The organism is Bacillus sp. NSP9.1 (assembly GCF_000465465.2).
Taxonomy (GTDB): domain Bacteria; phylum Bacillota; class Bacilli; order Bacillales; family Bacillaceae; genus Bacillus; species Bacillus sonorensis_A.
Map to the genome: position 1 here is coordinate 3016627 of NZ_CP048273.1, position 18509 is coordinate 3035135.

Genomic DNA, 18509 nt, shown 5'->3' on the forward strand with positions numbered 1-18509 from the left:
TGTCCCTTTAGACAGCAGACTGCACAAAATCCTAAAGCTTAAACGTTTTAGGATTTTGTTATGTTTATTCACCCGGCTTGGCCCTTTTAAAATACCGGGAACACAGCTTTTTTACGCAGAGAAAAAGCCGGCGCAACCGCCGGCTTCTGCATTATTTCTTCAGATCTTCAATTGAATTGACATCTTTCATATATGTTGGAACGACTAGGCCGAGTTTGACTCCGGTCATGCTTGTTCCGATGTCTTCAAACTTGCCTTCATATTTTTCCGCATATGTTTTGTGTGTTTTCGGCAGCCATGCAGCTGTTGAAGCATCGATGCTTCCGTTTGCGATTCCAGTCCACATCGGGCCGGCTTCCACTTGGCTGAGTGTGACGTCATAACCCAGATCTTCAAGAACTTTCGCGACTACATTTGTGCTGGCGATTTCACTGTCCCATGCGACATAGCCAAGCTTAATTTTTTCGCCGTCGGCTTTCTCAACGCCTTTTGTCCATTTTTCAACGAGATCTTGATGTTTTTTCACGAAATCAGCTGCAGCGTCTGCAGGTTTTTTGCCTTCCTGGATGGCAAGCATCACTTCACCCATGTCATCTTCCGTCCAGCTGAATTGGCTTAACAGCTTGTTTGCGCCTGGGTGATCGTCTTTAAATCCTTTGCGTGTTACGGTATGGATTTCTTCGGCATCACCGTATGAACCTTTAGGGTCTTTTAAATATTTAAGATCATATTTTGCGAACATCCAATGCGGTGTCCATCCCGTAATGATAATCGGTTCTTTTTTGTCGTACGCTTTTTTGAGGGCGGCTGTCATCGCCGAGCTTGATCCAGATGTTACCGTCCATTTGCTCAGATCATAGTCTTTCACCGCTTTATCCGTCGCAGTCATGATGCCTGCACCCGGATCAATACCGGTAATTTTATGATCGACCTGCTCACCTACTGAAGCATTTTCATTATTGCTGCTTCCGCAAGCGGCCAGCCCTAATGTCAGAGCAGCCGCGGCGCCGATTCCGGCCATCTTTTTCCACATTATGCATTCCCCCCGTTTTTTTTCAGTTTTATATTTTGTGTAACCCGGTCAAGTACGATTGCGATAATGACAATCGCAAGGCCGGTTTCAACACCAGTTCCCGTTTTCAGCTGTGTCACTGCGCGGTAGACTTCTTCTCCGAGTCCTGGCGCGCCCACCATTGAGGCGATGACAACCATTGATAAGGCAAGCATGATGCTTTGGTTGATACCCGCAAGGATCGTTTTTGTCGCCAGCGGCAGCTGAACCTTAAAGAGCCTTTGGCTTGTCGTCGACCCGAATGCTTCCGTTGCTTCGATCAAATCCTCAGGCACCTGCTGAATGCCCAGGATCGTCATCCGGATGGTTGGAGGCATCGCAAAAATAACGGAAGCCACAACACCCGGAACAACCCCGATATTGAAGAAGAAAATGGCCGGAAGCAGATAAACGAACGCCGGCATCGTCTGCATTAAATCAAGGATAGGCGTAACGATTCTTTGGACCGTTTTCTTTTGAGATCCCCAAATGCCGACGGGAATCCCGATAATGACGGAAATCAAAACGGATGTGACGACGAGCGCCAATGTCTCAAGCATCGCGTCCCAATACCCGAGATAATCGATAATTAAAAATCCGATCAATGTGAAAAGTGCGATTCCTCTTTTGCTGATCAGCCAAACGAGCGCGGCAAATATGACGGTCAAAATGACCGGCGGAATCATGCCGAGCCCTTGAACAATCGAATCAACAAACGTTTCCAGCCCGTTGGCGATTCCGTCGAACACGCCTCCGAACGACATGGTCAGCCAGTCGACGAACTGATCGATCCAATCGGCCAAAGGAATGCGGGGAAGCGAGGATAGTGTAAACATCTTATCTCACCTCCTGGATGACAGCTTCTGTTTCTTCAGCTGCTTGATGATCTGCGTTGATATATTGGTCATTACCGGCGAGGGCCCCGATCAGAGCGCCTTTAACGATAATGCCTTTCATCCGCTCATTTTCATCGACAACAGCGATTGGAATGCTGGCGTCTGAAACCATTTCAAAAATGTCAGTGAGGACGACATCATGTTGAACCGTCCTTATGTCTTTTGAAATGACCGTTTCCAGAGGCTGGCCTTTTTCAGCCGCTTTCTTGGCAGTCTCCGCATCAATTGTGCCAAGGAGCCTGCTGTGCTTATCAACCGCGTAAATGGATGAAATCCCCAGGTTTTTCATCAGCGTCAATGCAACACGGGGACCTTTATCAACGGGCACGGTTTCCGCGCGCTTCATAATGTGGCCGGCCGTCAGCACTTTGGATAAATCAACATCCTCAACGAATTTTTCAACATATTCGTTCGATGGATTCATCAGGATTTCTTCCGGCGTGCCGATTTGCACGATGTTCCCGTCCTTCATCAGCGCGATGCGGTCGCCGATTCGCAATGCTTCATCGAGATCGTGCGTGATGAAAATAATCGTTTTACCTACAGATTCATGCAAATCCAAGAGTTCATCCTGCATATCTTTGCGGATCAGCGGATCAAGAGCGCTGAATGCTTCATCCATCAGCAGAATATCGGGATCATTCGTTAATGCGCGGGCAAGTCCGACGCGCTGCTGCATCCCGCCGCTCAGCTGATCCGGATATTGGTGTTCATACCCTTCAAGACCGACAAGCTTTAATGATTCAAGCGCTTTTGCCTGGCGTTTCGCTTTGTCTACCCCCTGAAGCTCCAAACCATACTCCGTATTTTCCAGAATGGTTCTGTGCGGAAAGAGGGCGAATTTTTGGAAGACCATGCTGATTTTTTTCCGGCGGACTTCCCGAAGCTGGTCTTTGGACATATTTGTTATCATGTCACCATCTATGTACACATTTCCGGCAGTCGGTTCAATTAGGCGGTTTAACATCCGCACCAAAGTTGATTTACCGCTCCCTGATAGACCCATGATGACAAATATCTCACCATCGTACACGCTGAAATCTGCTTGGTTCACACCAACGGTTGCCCCAGTTTCTTTTAAGATTTCTTTTTTTCTTTTGCCGGCGGCAAGCAGCTGCAGCGCTTTTTTTGTCTGTTTTCCGAAAACCTTTGATACTTTTTCGACTTTTATTTTAATCGGTTTATCATCTAAATTCATATTTCTCCTCCCGTTCTAAGCAATCTTATATACCGTAACACTTATGTAACATATCAGACAAACGGCATATTCTCTTTAATTTTGTATCATACCTTCATATACCTCGCTGTCCCCCTGTAACCTTGCGAATGCTTCTAAATGCTCCGGTATCCTCTTTTATTAAGGTAAATTAAACCATTACCTTATGAAAAACCCTTGAAACTATCACGTTTTTAAAGATAATTATCATTTTTCATTTTAATTTACTCGTTTTTACTATTCCAGAAAGGTAAAATCCTGTTGGACCGCTATAGAATCCGCTTACAAATATAAAAAAAGCGGCGAGATCAACTCGCCGCTTTTTGGTCAGTTCTTTTGAAAGCGAAGCACGGGCTGGCGTGCCGCTTTTGTCTCGTCCATTCGCTTAACAACGGTTTTGTGGGGGGCTTCCTGAACGATTTCAGGGTTTTCCTCCGCTTCTGTTGCAATCTGGATCATCGTTTCGATAAACGCATCGAGCGTTTCTTTTGACTCCGTTTCCGTCGGCTCAATCATGATGCATTCTTCGACATTGAGCGGAAAGTATATGGTCGGCGGATGGAAGCCGAAATCCAAGAGGCGCTTGGCGATATCAAGCGTTCTGACACCGAGCTTTTTCTGACGTCTGCCTGACAGCACAAATTCGTGTTTGCAGTGGCGGTCAAACGGGAGATCGTAATGTGATGCAAGCTTTCTCATCATATAGTTCGCATTCAACACCGCATTTTCCGTGACCTCTTTCAGCCCGTCGGGACCCATGGAACGAATATACGTATAGGCTCTCAGATTAATGCCGAAGTTTCCGTAGTACGGCTTGACTCTGCCGATTGACTGCGGGCGGTCATAGTCAAATGTATAACGGCCGTCCTTTTTGACTAAAACAGGCTTCGGCAGATAAGGAATCAGCTCTTTTTTAACGCCTACCGGTCCTGAGCCCGGTCCTCCTCCTCCGTGGGGGCCTGTAAAGGTTTTGTGGAGGTTTAAATGCACGACGTCAAATCCCATGTCGCCGGGCCTTGCTTTGCTGAGCACGGCGTTTAAGTTGGCACCGTCATAATACAGCTTCCCTCCGGCTTGGTGAACGATTTCAGCCATCTCTAAAATATGTTCCTCAAAAAGGCCGAGTGTGTTTGGATTGGTCAACATCAATGCTGCCGTCTCTTCGTTTACAACCCGCTTTAAATCGTCAAGATCGACAAGCCCGTAGGCGTTTGATTTGACCGTAACCGTTTCAAAGCCGGCAACCGTTGCCGATGCAGGATTTGTGCCGTGGGCCGAGTCGGGTACGATGACCTTTGTCCTTTTATGATCGCCGTTTGCCTCATGAAAAGCGCGGATCATCATCAGCCCCGTCCACTCTCCGTGTGCGCCGGCCGCCGGCTGCAGTGTGACTTCGTCCATGCCTGTAATCTCTTCCAAATGCCCGCTCAAATCGTAGAGCAGCTCGAGCGCCCCCTGGACGGTCCGTTCATCCTGAAGCGGATGGATCGAAGAAAAACCGGGAATTCTCGCGATTTTTTCGTTCAGCTTCGGATTGTACTTCATCGTGCAGGAACCGAGCGGGTAAAAGCCCGAATCCACGCCGTGGTTGCGCTTTGATAAAGCGGTGTAATGGCGCATAATATCAAGCTCAGACACTTCCGGAAGCTCGGCCGGCTCTTCTCTGAGATAGGCATCATCAAGGAGGTCTGATACATCTGTTTCAGGGACGTCCAGCTCAGGCAGGCTATAGCCGATCCGGCCTTCTTTTGACACTTCAAAAATAAGCGATTGATCGTGATTATTCATGGCGATCCCCCAATTCGTTCATGAGTGTATCGATTTCTTCTTTCGTTCTGAGCTCTGTGACGGCAATCAGCATGTGCTGCTTTAAATCCGGGTATGCAGCGCCGAGATCGAAGCCTCCGATGATCTCTTTTTCAAGCAGGCGTTCATTCGCTTCTGAGACGGGCTCATTCAGCCTGACGACAAACTCGTTAAACATCGGCCCTTCAAATGCGACTGTAAGTCCCGCCCGTTTGGCAGCTTCTTTGGCGTACGCCGCTTTTTGCATGTTCTGCCAGGCGATTTCCCTGACACCCTGTTTGCCGAGCGCCGTCATGGCGACGGAAGCGGCAAGCGCGTTGAGCGCCTGGTTGGAGCAGATATTCGATGTCGCTTTATCGCGCCTGATATGCTGCTCTCTCGCCTGAAGGGTTAAAACGAAGCCTCGCTTGCCGTTTTCATCTTCCGTCTGGCCGACAAGACGGCCCGGAACCTTTCTCATCAGCTTTTTCGTGACAGCGAAAAAGCCGCAGTGCGGTCCTCCGAAAGCGGCCGGAATCCCGAATGGCTGGGCATCCCCGACGACGATGTCGGCACCGAATGCTCCGGGCGGCGTTAAAAGTCCGAGAGCGAGCGGATTGGCGGAGACAATAAACATGCATTTTCCTTTGTGGGCGATCGGCTCAATGTCTTTTAACGGTTCAATCCGGCCGAAAAAGTTTGGATACTGCACGACCACGGCAGCGGTTTCTTCACAAACTGCAGCATCAAGGGCTTCAAGATCTGCCATGCCATTTTTCGCAGGCACTTCAAGCACATCGATGTACTGTCCTTTTGCATATGTCTTTAAAACGTCGCGCGATTCGGGGTGAACGGTTTCGGAAACGACGATCTTTTTCTTTTTCGTATGCCCTGAAGCCAGCATCGCGGCTTCCGCCAATGCTGTTCCTCCGTCATACATCGATGAATTGCTGATATCCATTCCGGTCAATTCGCAGATCATCGTCTGAAACTCGAAAATCGCCTGAAGCTCCCCTTGAGAAATCTCCGGCTGATACGGTGTATAAGCCGTATAAAATTCAGACCGGGAAATCACATGGTCGACAATCACCGGCTGGTAATGATCGTAGACGCCGGCGCCCAAAAATGAAGCGTATGCGCCTGTGTCTTTATTTTTGGCCGCGAGCTTGACGAGTTCTTTCGTCAGCTCTGTTTCGGACTTCGCCCTTTTGATTTGATATTCGCCTTTAAATCTGACGCTTTCCGGAATGTCAGAGAATAAATCGTCGATCTTTTCGACTCCAATGGCTTCGAGCATCTCTTTTTTATCCTGATCTGTCGCTGGAAGGTAGCGGTGCTTCATCTTCAGTCTCCTTTCATGATCATGGCAAACTTATGGCTGCCGTTTATAAAATGGGGTTTTGACAACTTTTGCTTTCAGCCGCTTTTTTCTGATTTCCACTTCGACTTCGGTGCCGATTGCGGCGGCTTCTTTTTTCAGCAAGGCGAGACCGACGTTTTTTTTCAAAGTCGGCGACTGTGTTCCCGTTGTCACTTCACCGGCTTTTTCACCCTGGTAATAAACGGCGTATCCGTGTCTCGGAATCCCTTTATCAATCATTTCAAGACCGACGAGCTTTCTGTCCGGCCCGTTTTCTTTCTGGGCTGCCAAAGCGGATTTTCCGAAGAAATCAGCTTCTTTATTCGTTTTGACGGCAAAGCCGATCCCCGCTTCAACCGGAGTGATCTCTTTTGTAAGCTCCTGTCCGTATAATGGCAGCTTCGCTTCAAAGCGGAGGGTGTCTCTCGCGCCGAGGCCGCACGGCACAAGTCCCTCTTCCTTGCCCTTTTCTAAAAGAAGCTGCCAAATGTATGCGGCATCCTCATCTCGGCAGTAGATTTCAAAACCGTCCTCACCTGTATAGCCCGTTCTGGAGACAAGCGCCCGCACGGTGCCGATCGCTGTTTCATCACGGAAGGTAAACGGCGTTAACGCGGAGAGGTCAATGTCTGTTACTTGTTTTAAAATTCGTTCGGCTTTCGGTCCTTGAAGGGCAAGCAAAGATATATCGTCAGACAGATTGTTGATCACAACATCGCCTTCGGCATGCCTGTTCATCCAATCGATATCCTTGTCGATATTAGCCGCATTGATCACCAATAGATAGCGATTGGGTCCTTTTTGATAAACCAAGAGATCGTCAATCGTTCCGCCGTCTTCATAGCACATGGCCGTATATTGCGCCCCGCCTTCAGTCAGTGCGGAAACATCATTGGTCAAAAGCCTTTGCAAAAACGGAAGGCTGCCGGTTCCTGAGACTTCGACTTCCCCCATATGTGAAACATCAAACAGCCCCGCATTCGTCCTCACCGCTTCATGCTCTTCTTTAATCGATGAAAACTGAACAGGCAGCTCCCAGCCGCCAAAGTCAATCGTTTTCCCGCCATACTCCTTATAAAGATCAAATAAAGGCGTTCGTTTAAGCATTCTGCTTCCCCCTTCGATTTCAATCTAAACCAAGTTTGCCAATCATCAGAAAACGCGAAAGATTCCGTCATCAAATCCCGTTTGACGGCACAAAAAAGGACAGAGAACCCCCTTAGTCAGTTCGGAGGTTCTCTGTCCTGGCACCTGAAAGTTTACTTTGCTAAAAAACGCAAAGATGTCCCCTTTGGTGGTTTGCTAAACATGAAGATGATACAAACTCTCTCCAGAGTTGCGTCAAGCAAGAGTTCTTTTGCCTGAGAGATTCGCTATTTTTTGAGCTTGCTCCTTCGGCGCCGTCGGTTACGTTCCCCTTCGGTCTCTCCCCTTGCTCTCATTCGCTCATATTCATTTCTTTTCATGGACATACTAGATAAAGCTCACGATATTTTCGCTGATGATCTACAAATATCCTACCATCATCAAAGCGTTTGGGCAATAGAAAAAACCATTAACATTTTATTATTTTTTGTTTTCAATGTTCGTTTTTTATTGATTTCTGTATGAAATCATCTTTAAACAGAAAAGATTTTCTAAAAAAAGAGAACATTTATCTGATTTAGTATCGAGGAAAGGCGGCGTTACGATGAAACCAGACATTCATTTTGACAATGAATGGCCCGAACAGTTCAAAAAACATCTTCAGGAAGACGGACCTTGGGCGAATTGGGAGCTTTACCAGCTTTCCTGCGAGGTGCAAAAAAGGCTGGCGATTCCAACCTTTGAAGGACTGCAGGCTCCGTTTCATCTGCCTGATTTCACCCCGCTTCCCCATCAGCTTGAAGTCGCCCAGAAAGTGGTGGAGGAGATGAACGGAAAAGCCATTTTAGCCGATGAAGTGGGCCTCGGCAAGACGGTTGAAGCCGGGCTGATATTAAAAGAATACATGATTCGGGGGCTGGCAAAAAAAATTTTGATCCTTGTCCCCGCTTCCTTAGTGTCTCAATGGGTGAAAGAGCTGCGCGAAAAATTTCTGATCCCGGCCGTAGAACAGAAAAAAAGCTATGTATGGGAGCAGTGCGATGTTGTCGTCTCCTCTCTTGATACGGCCAAACGGTCACCGCACAGAGAAACCGTTTTGTCGATTCAATATGATGTCGTTATCATCGATGAAGCTCACAAACTGAAAAACAATAAAACCAAAAACTACGAGTTCGTCCGCAATCTCAAGAAAAAATATTGCCTGATGCTGACGGCGACACCGATCCAAAACAAGATTGACGAAATATTCAACCTCGTCTCCCTGTTAAAACCCGGCCATTTAGGCAATGAGAGCAATTTCAACAAAGACTATTCAAAGCAGATCAATTCAAAAGAAACGCATGAGCGCTTAAAATCGCTGATCAACAAAGTGATGATCAGGAACAGACGGCAGGATACGGGCATCACGTGGACAAAACGCCATGTCGAAACCGTACCTATCTCGTTTTCACCGACTGAGCAGGCTTTATATGACGAGATTCGAAAGCTGAAAAAAGACCATCTGCATTCATCAAGCATGTTTTCCATCATGACCTTGGAGCGGGAATGCTGTTCAAGCAGAGAAGCGGTCTACATGACGCTGAAAAACATGCTTGACAAAAAAGACAGAGAAGCGCCTGTTATCGGAGAGCCTGCGATTCATCATCTGATCGACAAAGTAAATGAAGTGGCGCAGAACTCCAAAGCCATGAAAGTCGTCGAGCTCATCCAGGAGCTCGATGACAAAGTCATTATTTTCACAGAGTACAGAGCAACGCAAATCTATCTGCAATGGTTCCTCCAGCAAAACGGCATCACCTCTGTACCGTTCAGAGGCGGTTTTAAAAGAGGGAAAAAAGACTGGATGAAAGAGCTCTTCCGCGGCAGAGTGCAAGTATTGATCGCAACTGAAGCGGGCGGTGAAGGGATCAACCTGCAATTTTGCAACAAAATTATCAATTATGACCTGCCGTGGAATCCGATGCGCCTTGAGCAAAGAATCGGACGGATTCACCGCCTCGGCCAGGAACGGGACGTCTACATTTATAATATGGCAACAAAGCATACGGTCGAAGAACATATCTTAAAACTGCTCTATGAAAAAATTCACCTGTTCGAAAAAGTAGTCGGGGACTTGGATGATATTTTAACAAAAATAGAGGTCGGCAATTTTGAAGAGCATCTGCACGACATCCTTTTTTATTCGGCTACTGACGATGAAATGAAGATCAAGATGGAAAACCTGGCGTCATTCATTTCCTATGGAAATGACGCGGCAGGAAGCCATAAACAGATTGGAGGCTGACAGATGCGTCAGGAAGAAATACACCGCTTTTTGGAACGCTTTTTCACGGCAAACGGATGTGATATCACCGACAAAAGCGACGGCCATTTAACCGTACAGCTGACGCCCGAAGTCGATAAACAAATCATGAACAGGCCGTTTTACTGGCATTGGCTTGAAAAGACGGGCGGCGAGCCAAACCCGATGAAAATCACGCTGATTACAAATGAAGATCTGGCGCCGGACGGTATCGAAGGCGATTTCATTCATTTTGGCTCGCCAAGACTTTTTCAAATTTTTCAAGCGGTCAAGAAAAACGGAAGATTCATCCGCCTTTATGAAAAAATCCATTCTCAAGGAACGCAAGTTCCACTTGAGCCCTGGCTGGGGATGAATGTGACGATCTCTTATCAGTCTGATAAGAAAAAAGACAAGCTTTTGTCTCTCGGCCTTCACTTGATCAGCGGTCAGCTCATAGAAGAGTTTCAAGAGCAAATGGAGGAGAGAGCTCTTTCTTCGCAAATATCCGATTACTGCTTTACGATGTCGCCATTGATCAAACCGGAGAGCGGCATCAAACGGATTGAGCGGTATATCGAACAGGCGGCCAGAAATGAGCCGCTCGACTGGGCGGAGGCTTCCCATAAAAGATGGGAGAGTGACCTTGCACTGCTGAATCAATTTTATGAAGAAACAGAGGAAAAACCGGAAGAGTATGAAATTGAAAAAAAGGCGCTCCAATCGCTTTACGAGCCGAAAATTGAAATAAAGGTGGAAAGCGGCGGGTTATTTTATTTGCAGAAAAAAATTTCAGGATAAATTTTCCGATTCGACATCGTTCTTGTTTTTATTCAAAAGCGGGGAATTATAATGAAATTATGGAGACAAACTATTGTTTCATTTTTTGGACAAGGATGGAAAAGTGGTGAGCCTTGAGATTTATCTTTGTTTATGACATCACAGTTGACTGAAATACATAATCAAGTATTTTAGGGGGGAAATATATGAATAAAGATAAAAATGAGAAAGAAGAATGGGATGAGGAATGGGCAGAGCTGATCAAAAATGCCCTGAAAGCAGGCATTAGTCCAGAAGAAATACGGTTTTTTCTTCGTTTAGGAAAGAAGTCTTCCGAAGCTTCCACATCAATTGAAAGAAGTCATTCAATAAATCCTTTCTGAATGTGCTATAATATCGAAAGGAAGGTGATGACATTGATTGGCCAGCGTATTAAACAATATCGAAAAGAAAAAGGCTACTCACTATCTGAACTAGCTGAAAAGGCTGGGGTAGCGAAGTCTTATTTAAGTTCTATAGAAAGAAACTTACAAACAAACCCCTCCATTCAATTTCTAGAAAAAGTCTCCGCTGTTCTGGACGTCTCGGTTCATACCCTGCTTGATGAAAAAGATGAAACCGAATACGATGGTCAATTAGATAGTGAATGGGAGAATCTAGTACGTGACGCTATGGCTTCAGGGGTTTCTAAAAAACAATTTCGAGAATTTTTAGATTATCAAAAGTGGAAGAAAAGACAAGAAAAGGAGTAAGTGCACATCTCTTACTCCCTTTTGGTCTTTTTACGCGAATACTGAGCCAATTCTTTAATAAACATAAAAAAACGGATCATTCAGATCCGTTTTTTCGCATTGCTCCATATTACTTATCTTCACTGTGAGCTCTTTCGTTTTCTTTTACATATCCGTTTTCGTCAGCATGTTTTTTGCCGTCGATTGTCAGGCCGTTCCATTGAGTGCCTTCGAATGAGAAGTCAAGCTGCACAGAATCTCCTTGATATTTGTTCTGCACCATTCTGCCATCCTTATCCGTTGTTTTGTCATTGACAAACTCAATAACAAGCTGCACTTTGTCAAAGTCATACGGATCTTTAGGAATGCCGTCATATTCAGGTGCAGTTTTGCCGTCGATTGTCGCGACATTGATTTTGCCGTTGTCATGCAGGAAGCCCGGCGCAATTGCTTTTTTGACTTTTTCCATTGCCGCTTTATCTTTCTTCGCAGACATATTGTACAGATCGTACAGGTTCGCTTCATCTAAAATGATGTTTTTAGGATAGCCGTTTCCGCCTTCAACTCCGACAGTCAGAACGCTGACTTTAAATTGTTTCAGGAAGTCTTCAGCAGAGTTTTTCCCGCCGTTTTTCGCGTTTCCGTCAATGAAATTGCTGTAGCCAAGCTGCATCAGTACTTCTTTAATAGCAAGTGAGCCATCATTTTTGAATTCGAAATCTTTGGTGAATTTGTCGCCTGGTTTCAGGTTAGACAAGTTCACTCTTGCAGATGTATCTTTAGCGTTTAGGTCAAGTGTACCTGCCGCATAAGTGGCTTGAGTTGTTTCGATATCGTTGAACGCAGCCCAAGTTCCTCCTCCTACTAATGCCAGTCCCAGCGCAGCGGAAGCAACGCCTAATCCGATTTTTTTCTTTGTACCCATTGATAAACTCCTCCTTTTATAATAAAAACTCTATATATGGAACCTGAATATCAGGTTGCCAACGAAGATTACATGGAAACTGATTGATCTTTTCCGGCAGCTTCGATCGCTTTTGCTTTTTGATCTATTTCTCTTAAAGCCGCTGATACTGTAATGACTGCGTAAAGAATCAATAAGAGTCCAGGCACGATTAACAAGATGGCCGTGCCGATTGGTTTGCTAGCAAAATCCAGCACATAGCCGGCATACGGTACCGTAAAACCCGAATATTTTGCTACTACATTTTCCGCCAAAACAGGATCGGAATCAGGGTTTTGGTTGTTGTCACCCTTTGTTTGAAAGATAAGATTTGATTTATTTTTTGTTATACCGATAATTCGGTGGGTAACCATTGTGTCTTTGTCTTGCATGAATGAAATGATGTCTCCCTTTTTCAATGAGGCGGGATTTTTCACCTTTTCAACGGCGATCACAGAGCCTGTCATAAACTCCGGCTCCATCGATCCGGATAAAACCGTTTTCAATTGATAGCCGAACAGCTGCGGCTCTCCGCCGGACGATTTCGTTGAAATCACAACGATCACCGCCGCGATGATCAGCGTGAAAATAATCACATACAAAATGTTGCTGACCCATTTCATTACTCTTTTCATGACGATTCCCCGCTTTCTAATGAATGGTCTTCGTTATTTTTTTCTTCATTGACCGATTGACTGCCGTCTGTTGTTTCTTTATGTGTGTCTTGTTTAGATTTTTTCTGTACGTCTGTCTTGTCTTTTTCTGTTGATGTTGCTTTTTTAGGTGGCTTAGGTGTTTCTTCCTTGCAATCTTGAAGAACCATTGCTTTAGACCAGATGAAAGCTTTTCCCTGTTTTTGATCAGGGTGGCCTTCAGGCTTGATCAGTTTAAACGCGTATGTTCCTTCCTTTACTGCCCGCTTTGACTCGATCCTGTACACGCCGCCTTTTCCTTCTTTTGAAACCACACCTTTATCAATGACAGTTCCGTCCTTCGGTGTCTTCGCCGGATTCTCCAGTTTGTGAAGCTCCCATTTCCATTCCGAGCTGGTTATCTTGTCACCGCTGTTTTTATATTCGGCATATAAGGCGCTAGGCGCACACACTGTCTTGTTCGTCTCGGTCTGTTTCTGAAGCTTCAAATCGCTTCCATCCCAAAGGACATCATCTGCTTGATCAAACTTTGCAGACGCTTTCAAGGGCATGCTGTAATATTCGACATCATGAAACGATGCGTTCGTATATTGATTCAGCTGACTCCCCAATCCAATTAAAAGGTAAATGATCAAAATCATTTGAAAACCGATAACTATTTTCTTGTCTCTTTTTCGGCATCTCCTAGTGCGAGAAAATCGGATCATGACCACCCTCCTAGCGAGTCAAAGTATATCCCGTTCGTTTTAAAGAACCTTATAGTTAGAGTATAAAGAACAGGGGTAAGGTTGAAAACTGTCAAAATAGTCGATTGAGTTCGTTTTACAGAACATTATCGTTTAATTCCTCAAAAAACCTCTTAAATTCTCATCTTTTTGAAAACTTTGAAGTTCTTTATAATGTACACAATTTCTTCTTAATTTTTGTATAAACCGTGTTGACAAGGAAAAAATAGTGAAGAAAGGATGATAACCCCATGCTGAAAAACTCCATCTTATGCTTGTTTTTATTGCTGGCAGGTTTCGGGCCGCTTCAACAAGCGGCAGCTCAAGACACAGCCCACATGTCAAAATGGGAAGAAAAAGCGGTTCAGGAAGCAAAAAAAAGGTATCCGTCAGCAGAAGTGCGCCTCACGAAAAAAGTATGGGATCGAAAGCGCACAGACGAAGCGGTCAAACAATACCATGTGACTCTTAGCGAAGGAAACAAAAACTTTGGTGTTTTTGTCACCATTTCATATGAACCCACAACACATAAAATTAATAAAGTGGTCGTCGTGGAAGAATATAAATAAGCCGCTTTGCGATGCAAAGCGGCTTTCATGTTAAACGAAAGGGAAGCGGTTTTCTCAGGTGGAAAGGATTTTGCCGACTGACCATTTTATTTATCGCGGCGTTTAAACAACATGGCACAGCCGACCGGCAATATGCCAAACCAGCGGTAAATTCTTGACGAAGGTTTGCTCTCCCTGCGCCTCTCTTTCATCTGTTTTCTTTCGTCCTTTGGCGTGTCCATATACTTCACAAGCTGTTCTGTCATATATTTTACATAATCGTTCGTTTTCATCAAATCACCTCATCATTCCTATATGAAGAAGTGTTGTCACCCGGCCTTTTATTTATACATGCTTGAAAGGTCTAATACTCCTTCCATTGAAGGATGTTATTTTCCTTGAAACGAAACAGAAATTCGGCATGTTTCACCGCTCCCTCCGCTGTCCTGGCCGTGATCTTCACACGCTTCATCTGTTGATCAGCTTGGGTAACAGTATATGTCGCAAGTCCATAAGCCGTTTCAACCTCTCCATCCGTCTCTTCGCGAATGTTCCGAACAGCGTGCAGTATGCCGTTTTGGAGAAGGTTTTGCTGAGTATAAAATTCTTTTGTCTGTTCTGCAAAGTCAGACCTGGTGATCAATGAAACAGCCGAATGGACAGCGCAAAGCATGCAGATCACAGCCATAAAAACAGATGCGGGATAAATGAACCCATTTGAATTGTTCACACTTGACCACCCTCTAAGCTGAATGATAGATCGGACATGCTGTATGATATGCCTTGCCGCTCAGACTTGTCACTTCAAGGTTCAATTGATGATCTTGAACCTGAAATGTGATCTGTTTGACATTTTGTAAAATCGGCACGTGGCCTTTTGAATCGACCCTTTTGCGGATGATTGTTTGATATTGTTCGTAGCGGACCGTCCGTCCCAGTGAGTTGATCATCTCCAATGCTTGACGACCGCTTTTCACTTTGACATCAACGGCAGCCCTGCACTCTTTTACAAGCTGCTCGGCTGTAATGGTCCACTCTTGCAAATTGAGATCTCCTTGTCTTGCGGGAGATAAAAACAGCTGAAAAATGGATGCCATTGTTCCGGCTATAAACAGGTAAACCGTAAATGAGAATAAAACATTAAGAAGGGTAAAGCCCTTTTGTCTGTAAAATGGTGAAGCAGTGTTTTTCCTTTTTTCCAGGTTCGATGAAAATACAGACTTTATAGTCATCCCCTTTCTCCTTCCAATCAATATTAAAACGGGTCCCCTGATACACCTCGGTTTCCCGCGGCTGAAACCGGCCTGTCAGCATGTAGCGGCTGATCTTTTCATCGAGTATGCGATACGCCTCCTCTTCTTTTTCTATCATGTCCCGATGTAATGCAATCTGATGAAACATTGGGATAAACGAGACGGTGATCATCGTCCAAATACTGAAAGCGGAGACGGCCTCAAGCGTTGTAAAACCTTTATTTCGTTTGAACATTGATTTTGCCGCTTCCTAAATAAATCGTCAATTCAAAATAAGCATCACCTGTTTCAATCACCATTTTCCCTCCTTGATTCGGGGCTCCGTTTGGACTGTAGGTTAGCTGCCGTTTCAGCGTCGATTTTTTGATGGAGATTTTACGATCATAGGTTCTTGTCAGATAAGGGTCAGAACGTTTATCAGCAGGCAGAATAACGTATTTGAAATGGTCAAAATCAAACTGCACCTTTACCTTCGTATTTTGTGCGAGCGCTGTCTGCTGCGCATAAAGCAAATCCTCCTCAAGCTGGGAAACGAAGTTCTGAACGGCTTTTTTTTCATAAATGGGAGGCAGTCCGGCAAATAAAATGACCATCATCAGTGAACTGATCATCAAAACCGTTAAGCTTTCTAAAAGAGTAAACCCTTTTTCATCCATCTCCATTAATCAGACTGCACCTTGCCGTTGGAAATCACAATCGCCTTCCCGTTTGGACATCTTACATTCTTTTTAACATATCCTTCTGATTCAAGCTCGCTCAAGCTTGGCGTCTTGCCGTCATGGTCCATCTGGTAAGCTGTGATTTGCGCTTGAATCATATTTTTCAGCCCTTCACAGCCCTTCTTTTGGATGCTTTGATTATGTTTTGTGACATTGGGGATTGTGATCAAAAGCAGAATGGATACAACGAGCATGACGACGAGCATTTCGATCAAAGTAAATCCCTTTTCATTCAAACTGTCGCCCTCCTTTATAGCTGATTCATCATTTGATACATTGGCAAAAGCATAGACAGATAAAGAATGAGTATCATCAGCGCGGTCAGTCCGTAAATCATTGGCTGGATCATGCCTGCCCACTTTGCCGCTTTCTTTTCGAGACGATCGAGCAGAAATTGGCTGTACGAATATAGTTCTCTGTGAAGATGACCGTTTAACTGGCCGTGAACAATCGCTTTGGACAAATCTTTTTCATAATAGGGGCGTCCGGCTATCATTTCATCGATCGCTTCCCCTTGTTTCAGCCTCTTGATCAAACACTTGGCCTCGTGCTGATAAAACGGCAAAAAAGGCTGGCTCTCAAATGCTTTTAGACTTTCGTATATAGACAAACCGGATTTTAAAAGGTTGCTCAGCTGAAGTGAAAAAAAATAGCTGTTAAATAATTTGAGGATTCTGCCAAGCAGAGGAATTTTGATGAAAAGAAGCATTCGGGCTTCAGGAGGCTTATGCCGGAAGCGGCAAACATAGTACACAGCTAAAACTGCGACCAACAGCAGCATGAGGATGAACAGCCATGTGAAACTGTCAAAAAACAAAAATATGAAGGAAGTCAAAAAAGTTCTCTCGATATTCATCGAATCGTAGATCGCTGAGAATTGCGGCAGAATGGCCGATTTTAAAATATAAGAGATGAGACAGACCGTCAAAATTAAGAATAAAGGATACTTTGCGGCTTTCTTGATTTTTTCGGCCTGGCCGATTTTACGGTGAAGCAGCTCTCCGCTTTGGCAGAAAGCGAAGGGCAAATTCCCATGCTGCTCGGCAAAATAGACAATGCTGACGGCGTCTTGATGAAATGACATCATATTCAAAACTTGAAAAACAGGGTGTCCTTCAGTAAGCTTCCGTATTCCAAACGAGATGTCCGCTCTTTGATGTTTGTTCAATTGCAGCGCCAGCATGCTTAAAGCGTCCAGCAGCGTATAGCCGTTTACTATCATCTCGCCGAGCTTTTCAAGAAGCTCCGCCTGTTCCCGCACAGGCCATTTGCCTTTATTCCGACTCATGATCAACCCAGCGCTCATAGGCTTCCGCCGGCAGATAGCCGAGCGCAATTCCTTTTCGAATCAGCATGCCTAAAGTTTCATCGCGGACAACGGCATATTCACCTTTTGCTTCTTTTACACATTGGTGAAGCCTTTTCCCATAAAGCAGCTCAAAAATGCTTGCTCTTCTCACAGGCCTGGACAATCGGCAAAACAAAGAGCATCTGTCGCCGCAAAACGGGCAGACAAGCCCTACCAGGCGCTGAGCGCTTACTGCGATGAGCGTCTGTTCAATTTCTGTTATGTCAATACCAAACTCAAGAAGCCTGTAAATCGCTCCCTTTGCATTTTTCGCATGCATGCTCGTGAGGACGAGATGTCCTGTCAGCGCAGCTCTGACTGCGGTTTCGGCTGTTTCGGCATCACGGATTTCCCCCAGTATGATCATGTCCGGATCATGGCGGAGAACCGCCTTTAAACCGGCCGAATACGACATTCCCGCTTTTTCATTCACCTGTACTTGCAAAATATTTTCGCTTCTCGATTCAACCGGATCCTCCAATGTAATGATGTTGCGGTTAAAGTGGCGTTTGGCATATTCGATCAGTGAATAAAGTGTTGTCGACTTGCCTGATCCGGTCGGACCGGTAAAGATCATTAAACCGTGAGCATGTTTCAGGAAAGACAGGAGCTTGAATGTTGCGCTTGGAAACAAAGAAAGCTTTTTGAGCGGCTGTCTGCTTGTCTGCGGCAAAACGCGGATCACCAGGCTTTCTTCATTTATGGTTGGCAATGTGGACATTCTTAAATGAACGGGCTCCCCCTTCATGTGCAAGGTCAAGGACCCGCTTTGCGGCTGCCTGCGTTCACCGATATCCATGGAAGACAAAAATTTAAAATGAGAAATAAGCCTCGAGCATTCATTTTTCGTTAATCGATGCTTTCTAAACAGCTCACCATCAATTCTGAAGCGTATCAGCGCGTCTTTTTCTCCCGGAACAATATGGATATCCGAAGCTTTCATCATGAATGCCTCTTCGATTAATTTCCCGCTAAATGATTCAGTCGTCTGCAAAAACCTTGCGCCTCCTTTCTAACCGCAGTTTAAACGAAAAACACCAGCAGCATCAAACCACAAAAAAATGAAAATCAGCTGAAACCGGCAGAAAAAAATAAGTTTTGGAAGGCGCAATTCTCTATTTTAGATAGCTTTCA

The 18509-nt window shown here is 45.1% G+C and carries 22 protein-coding genes and 1 riboswitch; of the genes, 5 read left to right on the forward strand and 17 right to left on the reverse strand.

All coding sequences use genetic code 11. From position 1 onward, the window contains the following. Positions 1-151 precede the first annotated feature (151 nt). The 6 genes from M654_RS15730 to gcvT all read right to left on the reverse strand — a co-directional run bounded on the left by M654_RS15730 (position 152) and on the right by gcvT (position 7415). Positions 152-1033, reverse strand: coding sequence for a glycine betaine ABC transporter substrate-binding protein (locus M654_RS15730; protein ID WP_026587834.1), 882 nt, complete (start codon positions 1031-1033; stop codon positions 152-154). Next, positions 1033-1887 carry a glycine/proline betaine ABC transporter permease subunit OpuAB gene (gene opuAB / locus M654_RS15735; protein WP_026587835.1) on the reverse strand — a complete coding sequence of 285 codons (855 nt, stop codon included), beginning with the start codon at positions 1885-1887 and terminating at the stop codon, positions 1033-1035. The genes M654_RS15730 and opuAB overlap by 1 nt, the downstream gene beginning before the upstream one ends. Position 1888: 1 nt before the next feature. After that, positions 1889-3145, reverse strand: coding sequence for a glycine/proline betaine ABC transporter ATP-binding protein OpuAA (gene opuAA, locus M654_RS15740; protein WP_026587836.1), 1257 nt, complete (start codon positions 3143-3145; stop codon positions 1889-1891). Between the two features lie 345 nt (positions 3146-3490). Then, the gene (gene gcvPB / locus M654_RS15745; protein ID WP_026587837.1) at positions 3491-4951 is read right to left on the reverse strand and encodes an aminomethyl-transferring glycine dehydrogenase subunit GcvPB; all 1461 of its coding nucleotides are present in this window, start codon (positions 4949-4951) and stop codon (positions 3491-3493) included. After that, a complete protein-coding gene (gcvPA, locus tag M654_RS15750) occupies positions 4944-6290 on the reverse strand; it encodes an aminomethyl-transferring glycine dehydrogenase subunit GcvPA (protein ID WP_026587838.1) in 1347 nt (448 codons plus the stop codon). Before gcvPA ends, gcvPB begins: the two co-directional genes overlap by 8 nt. A 30-nt stretch (positions 6291-6320) precedes the next feature. Further along, positions 6321-7415, reverse strand: a complete 1095-nt coding sequence (gene gcvT, locus M654_RS15755; RefSeq protein WP_026587839.1) for a glycine cleavage system aminomethyltransferase GcvT — start codon at positions 7413-7415, stop codon at positions 6321-6323. A gap of 232 nt (positions 7416-7647) precedes the next feature. Then, a riboswitch (glycine riboswitch) is annotated at positions 7648-7750 on the reverse strand. Positions 7751-7998: 248 nt separating this feature from the next. Here gcvT and M654_RS15760 point away from each other — a divergent pair. The 4 genes from M654_RS15760 to sinR all read left to right on the forward strand — a co-directional run bounded on the left by M654_RS15760 (position 7999) and on the right by sinR (position 11207). Beyond that, a complete protein-coding gene (locus M654_RS15760) occupies positions 7999-9678 on the forward strand; it encodes a DEAD/DEAH box helicase (RefSeq protein ID WP_026587840.1) in 1680 nt (559 codons plus the stop codon). Positions 9679-9681: 3 nt separating this feature from the next. Next, complete coding sequence (locus M654_RS15765) at positions 9682-10476, forward strand: YqhG family protein (protein WP_026587841.1); 795 nt, start codon at positions 9682-9684, stop codon at positions 10474-10476. Positions 10477-10661: 185 nt separating this feature from the next. Continuing rightward, on the forward strand, positions 10662-10838 hold the full coding sequence (sinI, locus tag M654_RS15770) for an anti-repressor SinI (RefSeq protein WP_026587842.1): 177 nt from the start codon (positions 10662-10664) through the stop codon (positions 10836-10838). 33 nt (positions 10839-10871) lie between these two features. Beyond that, a complete protein-coding gene (gene sinR / locus M654_RS15775) occupies positions 10872-11207 on the forward strand; it encodes a transcriptional regulator SinR (protein WP_006637528.1) in 336 nt (111 codons plus the stop codon). Between the two features lie 109 nt (positions 11208-11316). On the opposite strand, the gene tasA is transcribed toward sinR, so the two are convergent. The 3 genes from tasA to tapA form a co-directional block, all read right to left on the reverse strand. After that, positions 11317-12111 carry a biofilm matrix protein TasA gene (tasA, locus tag M654_RS15780; RefSeq protein ID WP_026587843.1) on the reverse strand — a complete coding sequence of 265 codons (795 nt, stop codon included), beginning with the start codon at positions 12109-12111 and terminating at the stop codon, positions 11317-11319. Between the two features lie 68 nt (positions 12112-12179). Next, positions 12180-12764: a signal peptidase I SipW gene (sipW, locus tag M654_RS15785; RefSeq protein ID WP_026587844.1), complete on the reverse strand. Its 585-nt coding sequence runs from the start codon at positions 12762-12764 to the stop codon at positions 12180-12182. Then, positions 12761-13489, reverse strand: a complete 729-nt coding sequence (tapA, locus tag M654_RS15790; RefSeq protein ID WP_026587845.1) for an amyloid fiber anchoring/assembly protein TapA — start codon at positions 13487-13489, stop codon at positions 12761-12763. The genes sipW and tapA overlap by 4 nt, the downstream gene beginning before the upstream one ends. A gap of 269 nt (positions 13490-13758) precedes the next feature. Here tapA and M654_RS15795 point away from each other — a divergent pair, with 269 nt between their 5' ends. Next, entirely contained in the window at positions 13759-14076 is a 318-nt protein-coding gene (locus M654_RS15795) for a YqzG/YhdC family protein (RefSeq protein WP_026587846.1), read from the forward strand. A gap of 86 nt (positions 14077-14162) precedes the next feature. On the opposite strand, the gene M654_RS15800 is transcribed toward M654_RS15795, so the two are convergent. From M654_RS15800 to comGA, 8 genes are all read right to left on the reverse strand, one after another. Continuing rightward, a complete protein-coding gene (locus M654_RS15800) occupies positions 14163-14348 on the reverse strand; it encodes a YqzE family protein (protein ID WP_026587847.1) in 186 nt (61 codons plus the stop codon). Between the two features lie 71 nt (positions 14349-14419). Then, on the reverse strand, positions 14420-14785 hold the full coding sequence (gene comGG, locus M654_RS15805; RefSeq protein WP_026587848.1) for a competence type IV pilus minor pilin ComGG: 366 nt from the start codon (positions 14783-14785) through the stop codon (positions 14420-14422). 13 nt (positions 14786-14798) lie between these two features. Then, entirely contained in the window at positions 14799-15287 is a 489-nt protein-coding gene (gene comGF, locus M654_RS24145) for a competence type IV pilus minor pilin ComGF (protein ID WP_077736493.1), read from the reverse strand. Further along, positions 15196-15543: a competence type IV pilus minor pilin ComGE gene (gene comGE, locus M654_RS15815; protein WP_026587850.1), complete on the reverse strand. Its 348-nt coding sequence runs from the start codon at positions 15541-15543 to the stop codon at positions 15196-15198. The genes comGF and comGE overlap by 92 nt, the downstream gene beginning before the upstream one ends. Continuing rightward, complete coding sequence (gene comGD, locus M654_RS15820) at positions 15527-15970, reverse strand: competence type IV pilus minor pilin ComGD (protein WP_236251143.1); 444 nt, start codon at positions 15968-15970, stop codon at positions 15527-15529. Before comGD ends, comGE begins: the two co-directional genes overlap by 17 nt. Further along, the gene (gene comGC / locus M654_RS15825; protein ID WP_026587852.1) at positions 15970-16263 is read right to left on the reverse strand and encodes a competence type IV pilus major pilin ComGC; all 294 of its coding nucleotides are present in this window, start codon (positions 16261-16263) and stop codon (positions 15970-15972) included. The genes comGD and comGC overlap by 1 nt, the downstream gene beginning before the upstream one ends. Positions 16264-16277: 14 nt before the next feature. Next, positions 16278-17315 (reverse strand): competence type IV pilus assembly protein ComGB, encoded by a 1038-nt coding sequence (gene comGB / locus M654_RS15830; RefSeq protein WP_026587853.1) that lies wholly within the window; start codon positions 17313-17315, stop codon positions 16278-16280. Continuing rightward, on the reverse strand, positions 17302-18369 hold the full coding sequence (comGA, locus tag M654_RS15835) for a competence type IV pilus ATPase ComGA (RefSeq protein WP_026587854.1): 1068 nt from the start codon (positions 18367-18369) through the stop codon (positions 17302-17304). Before comGA ends, comGB begins: the two co-directional genes overlap by 14 nt. Positions 18370-18509 lie beyond the last annotated feature (140 nt).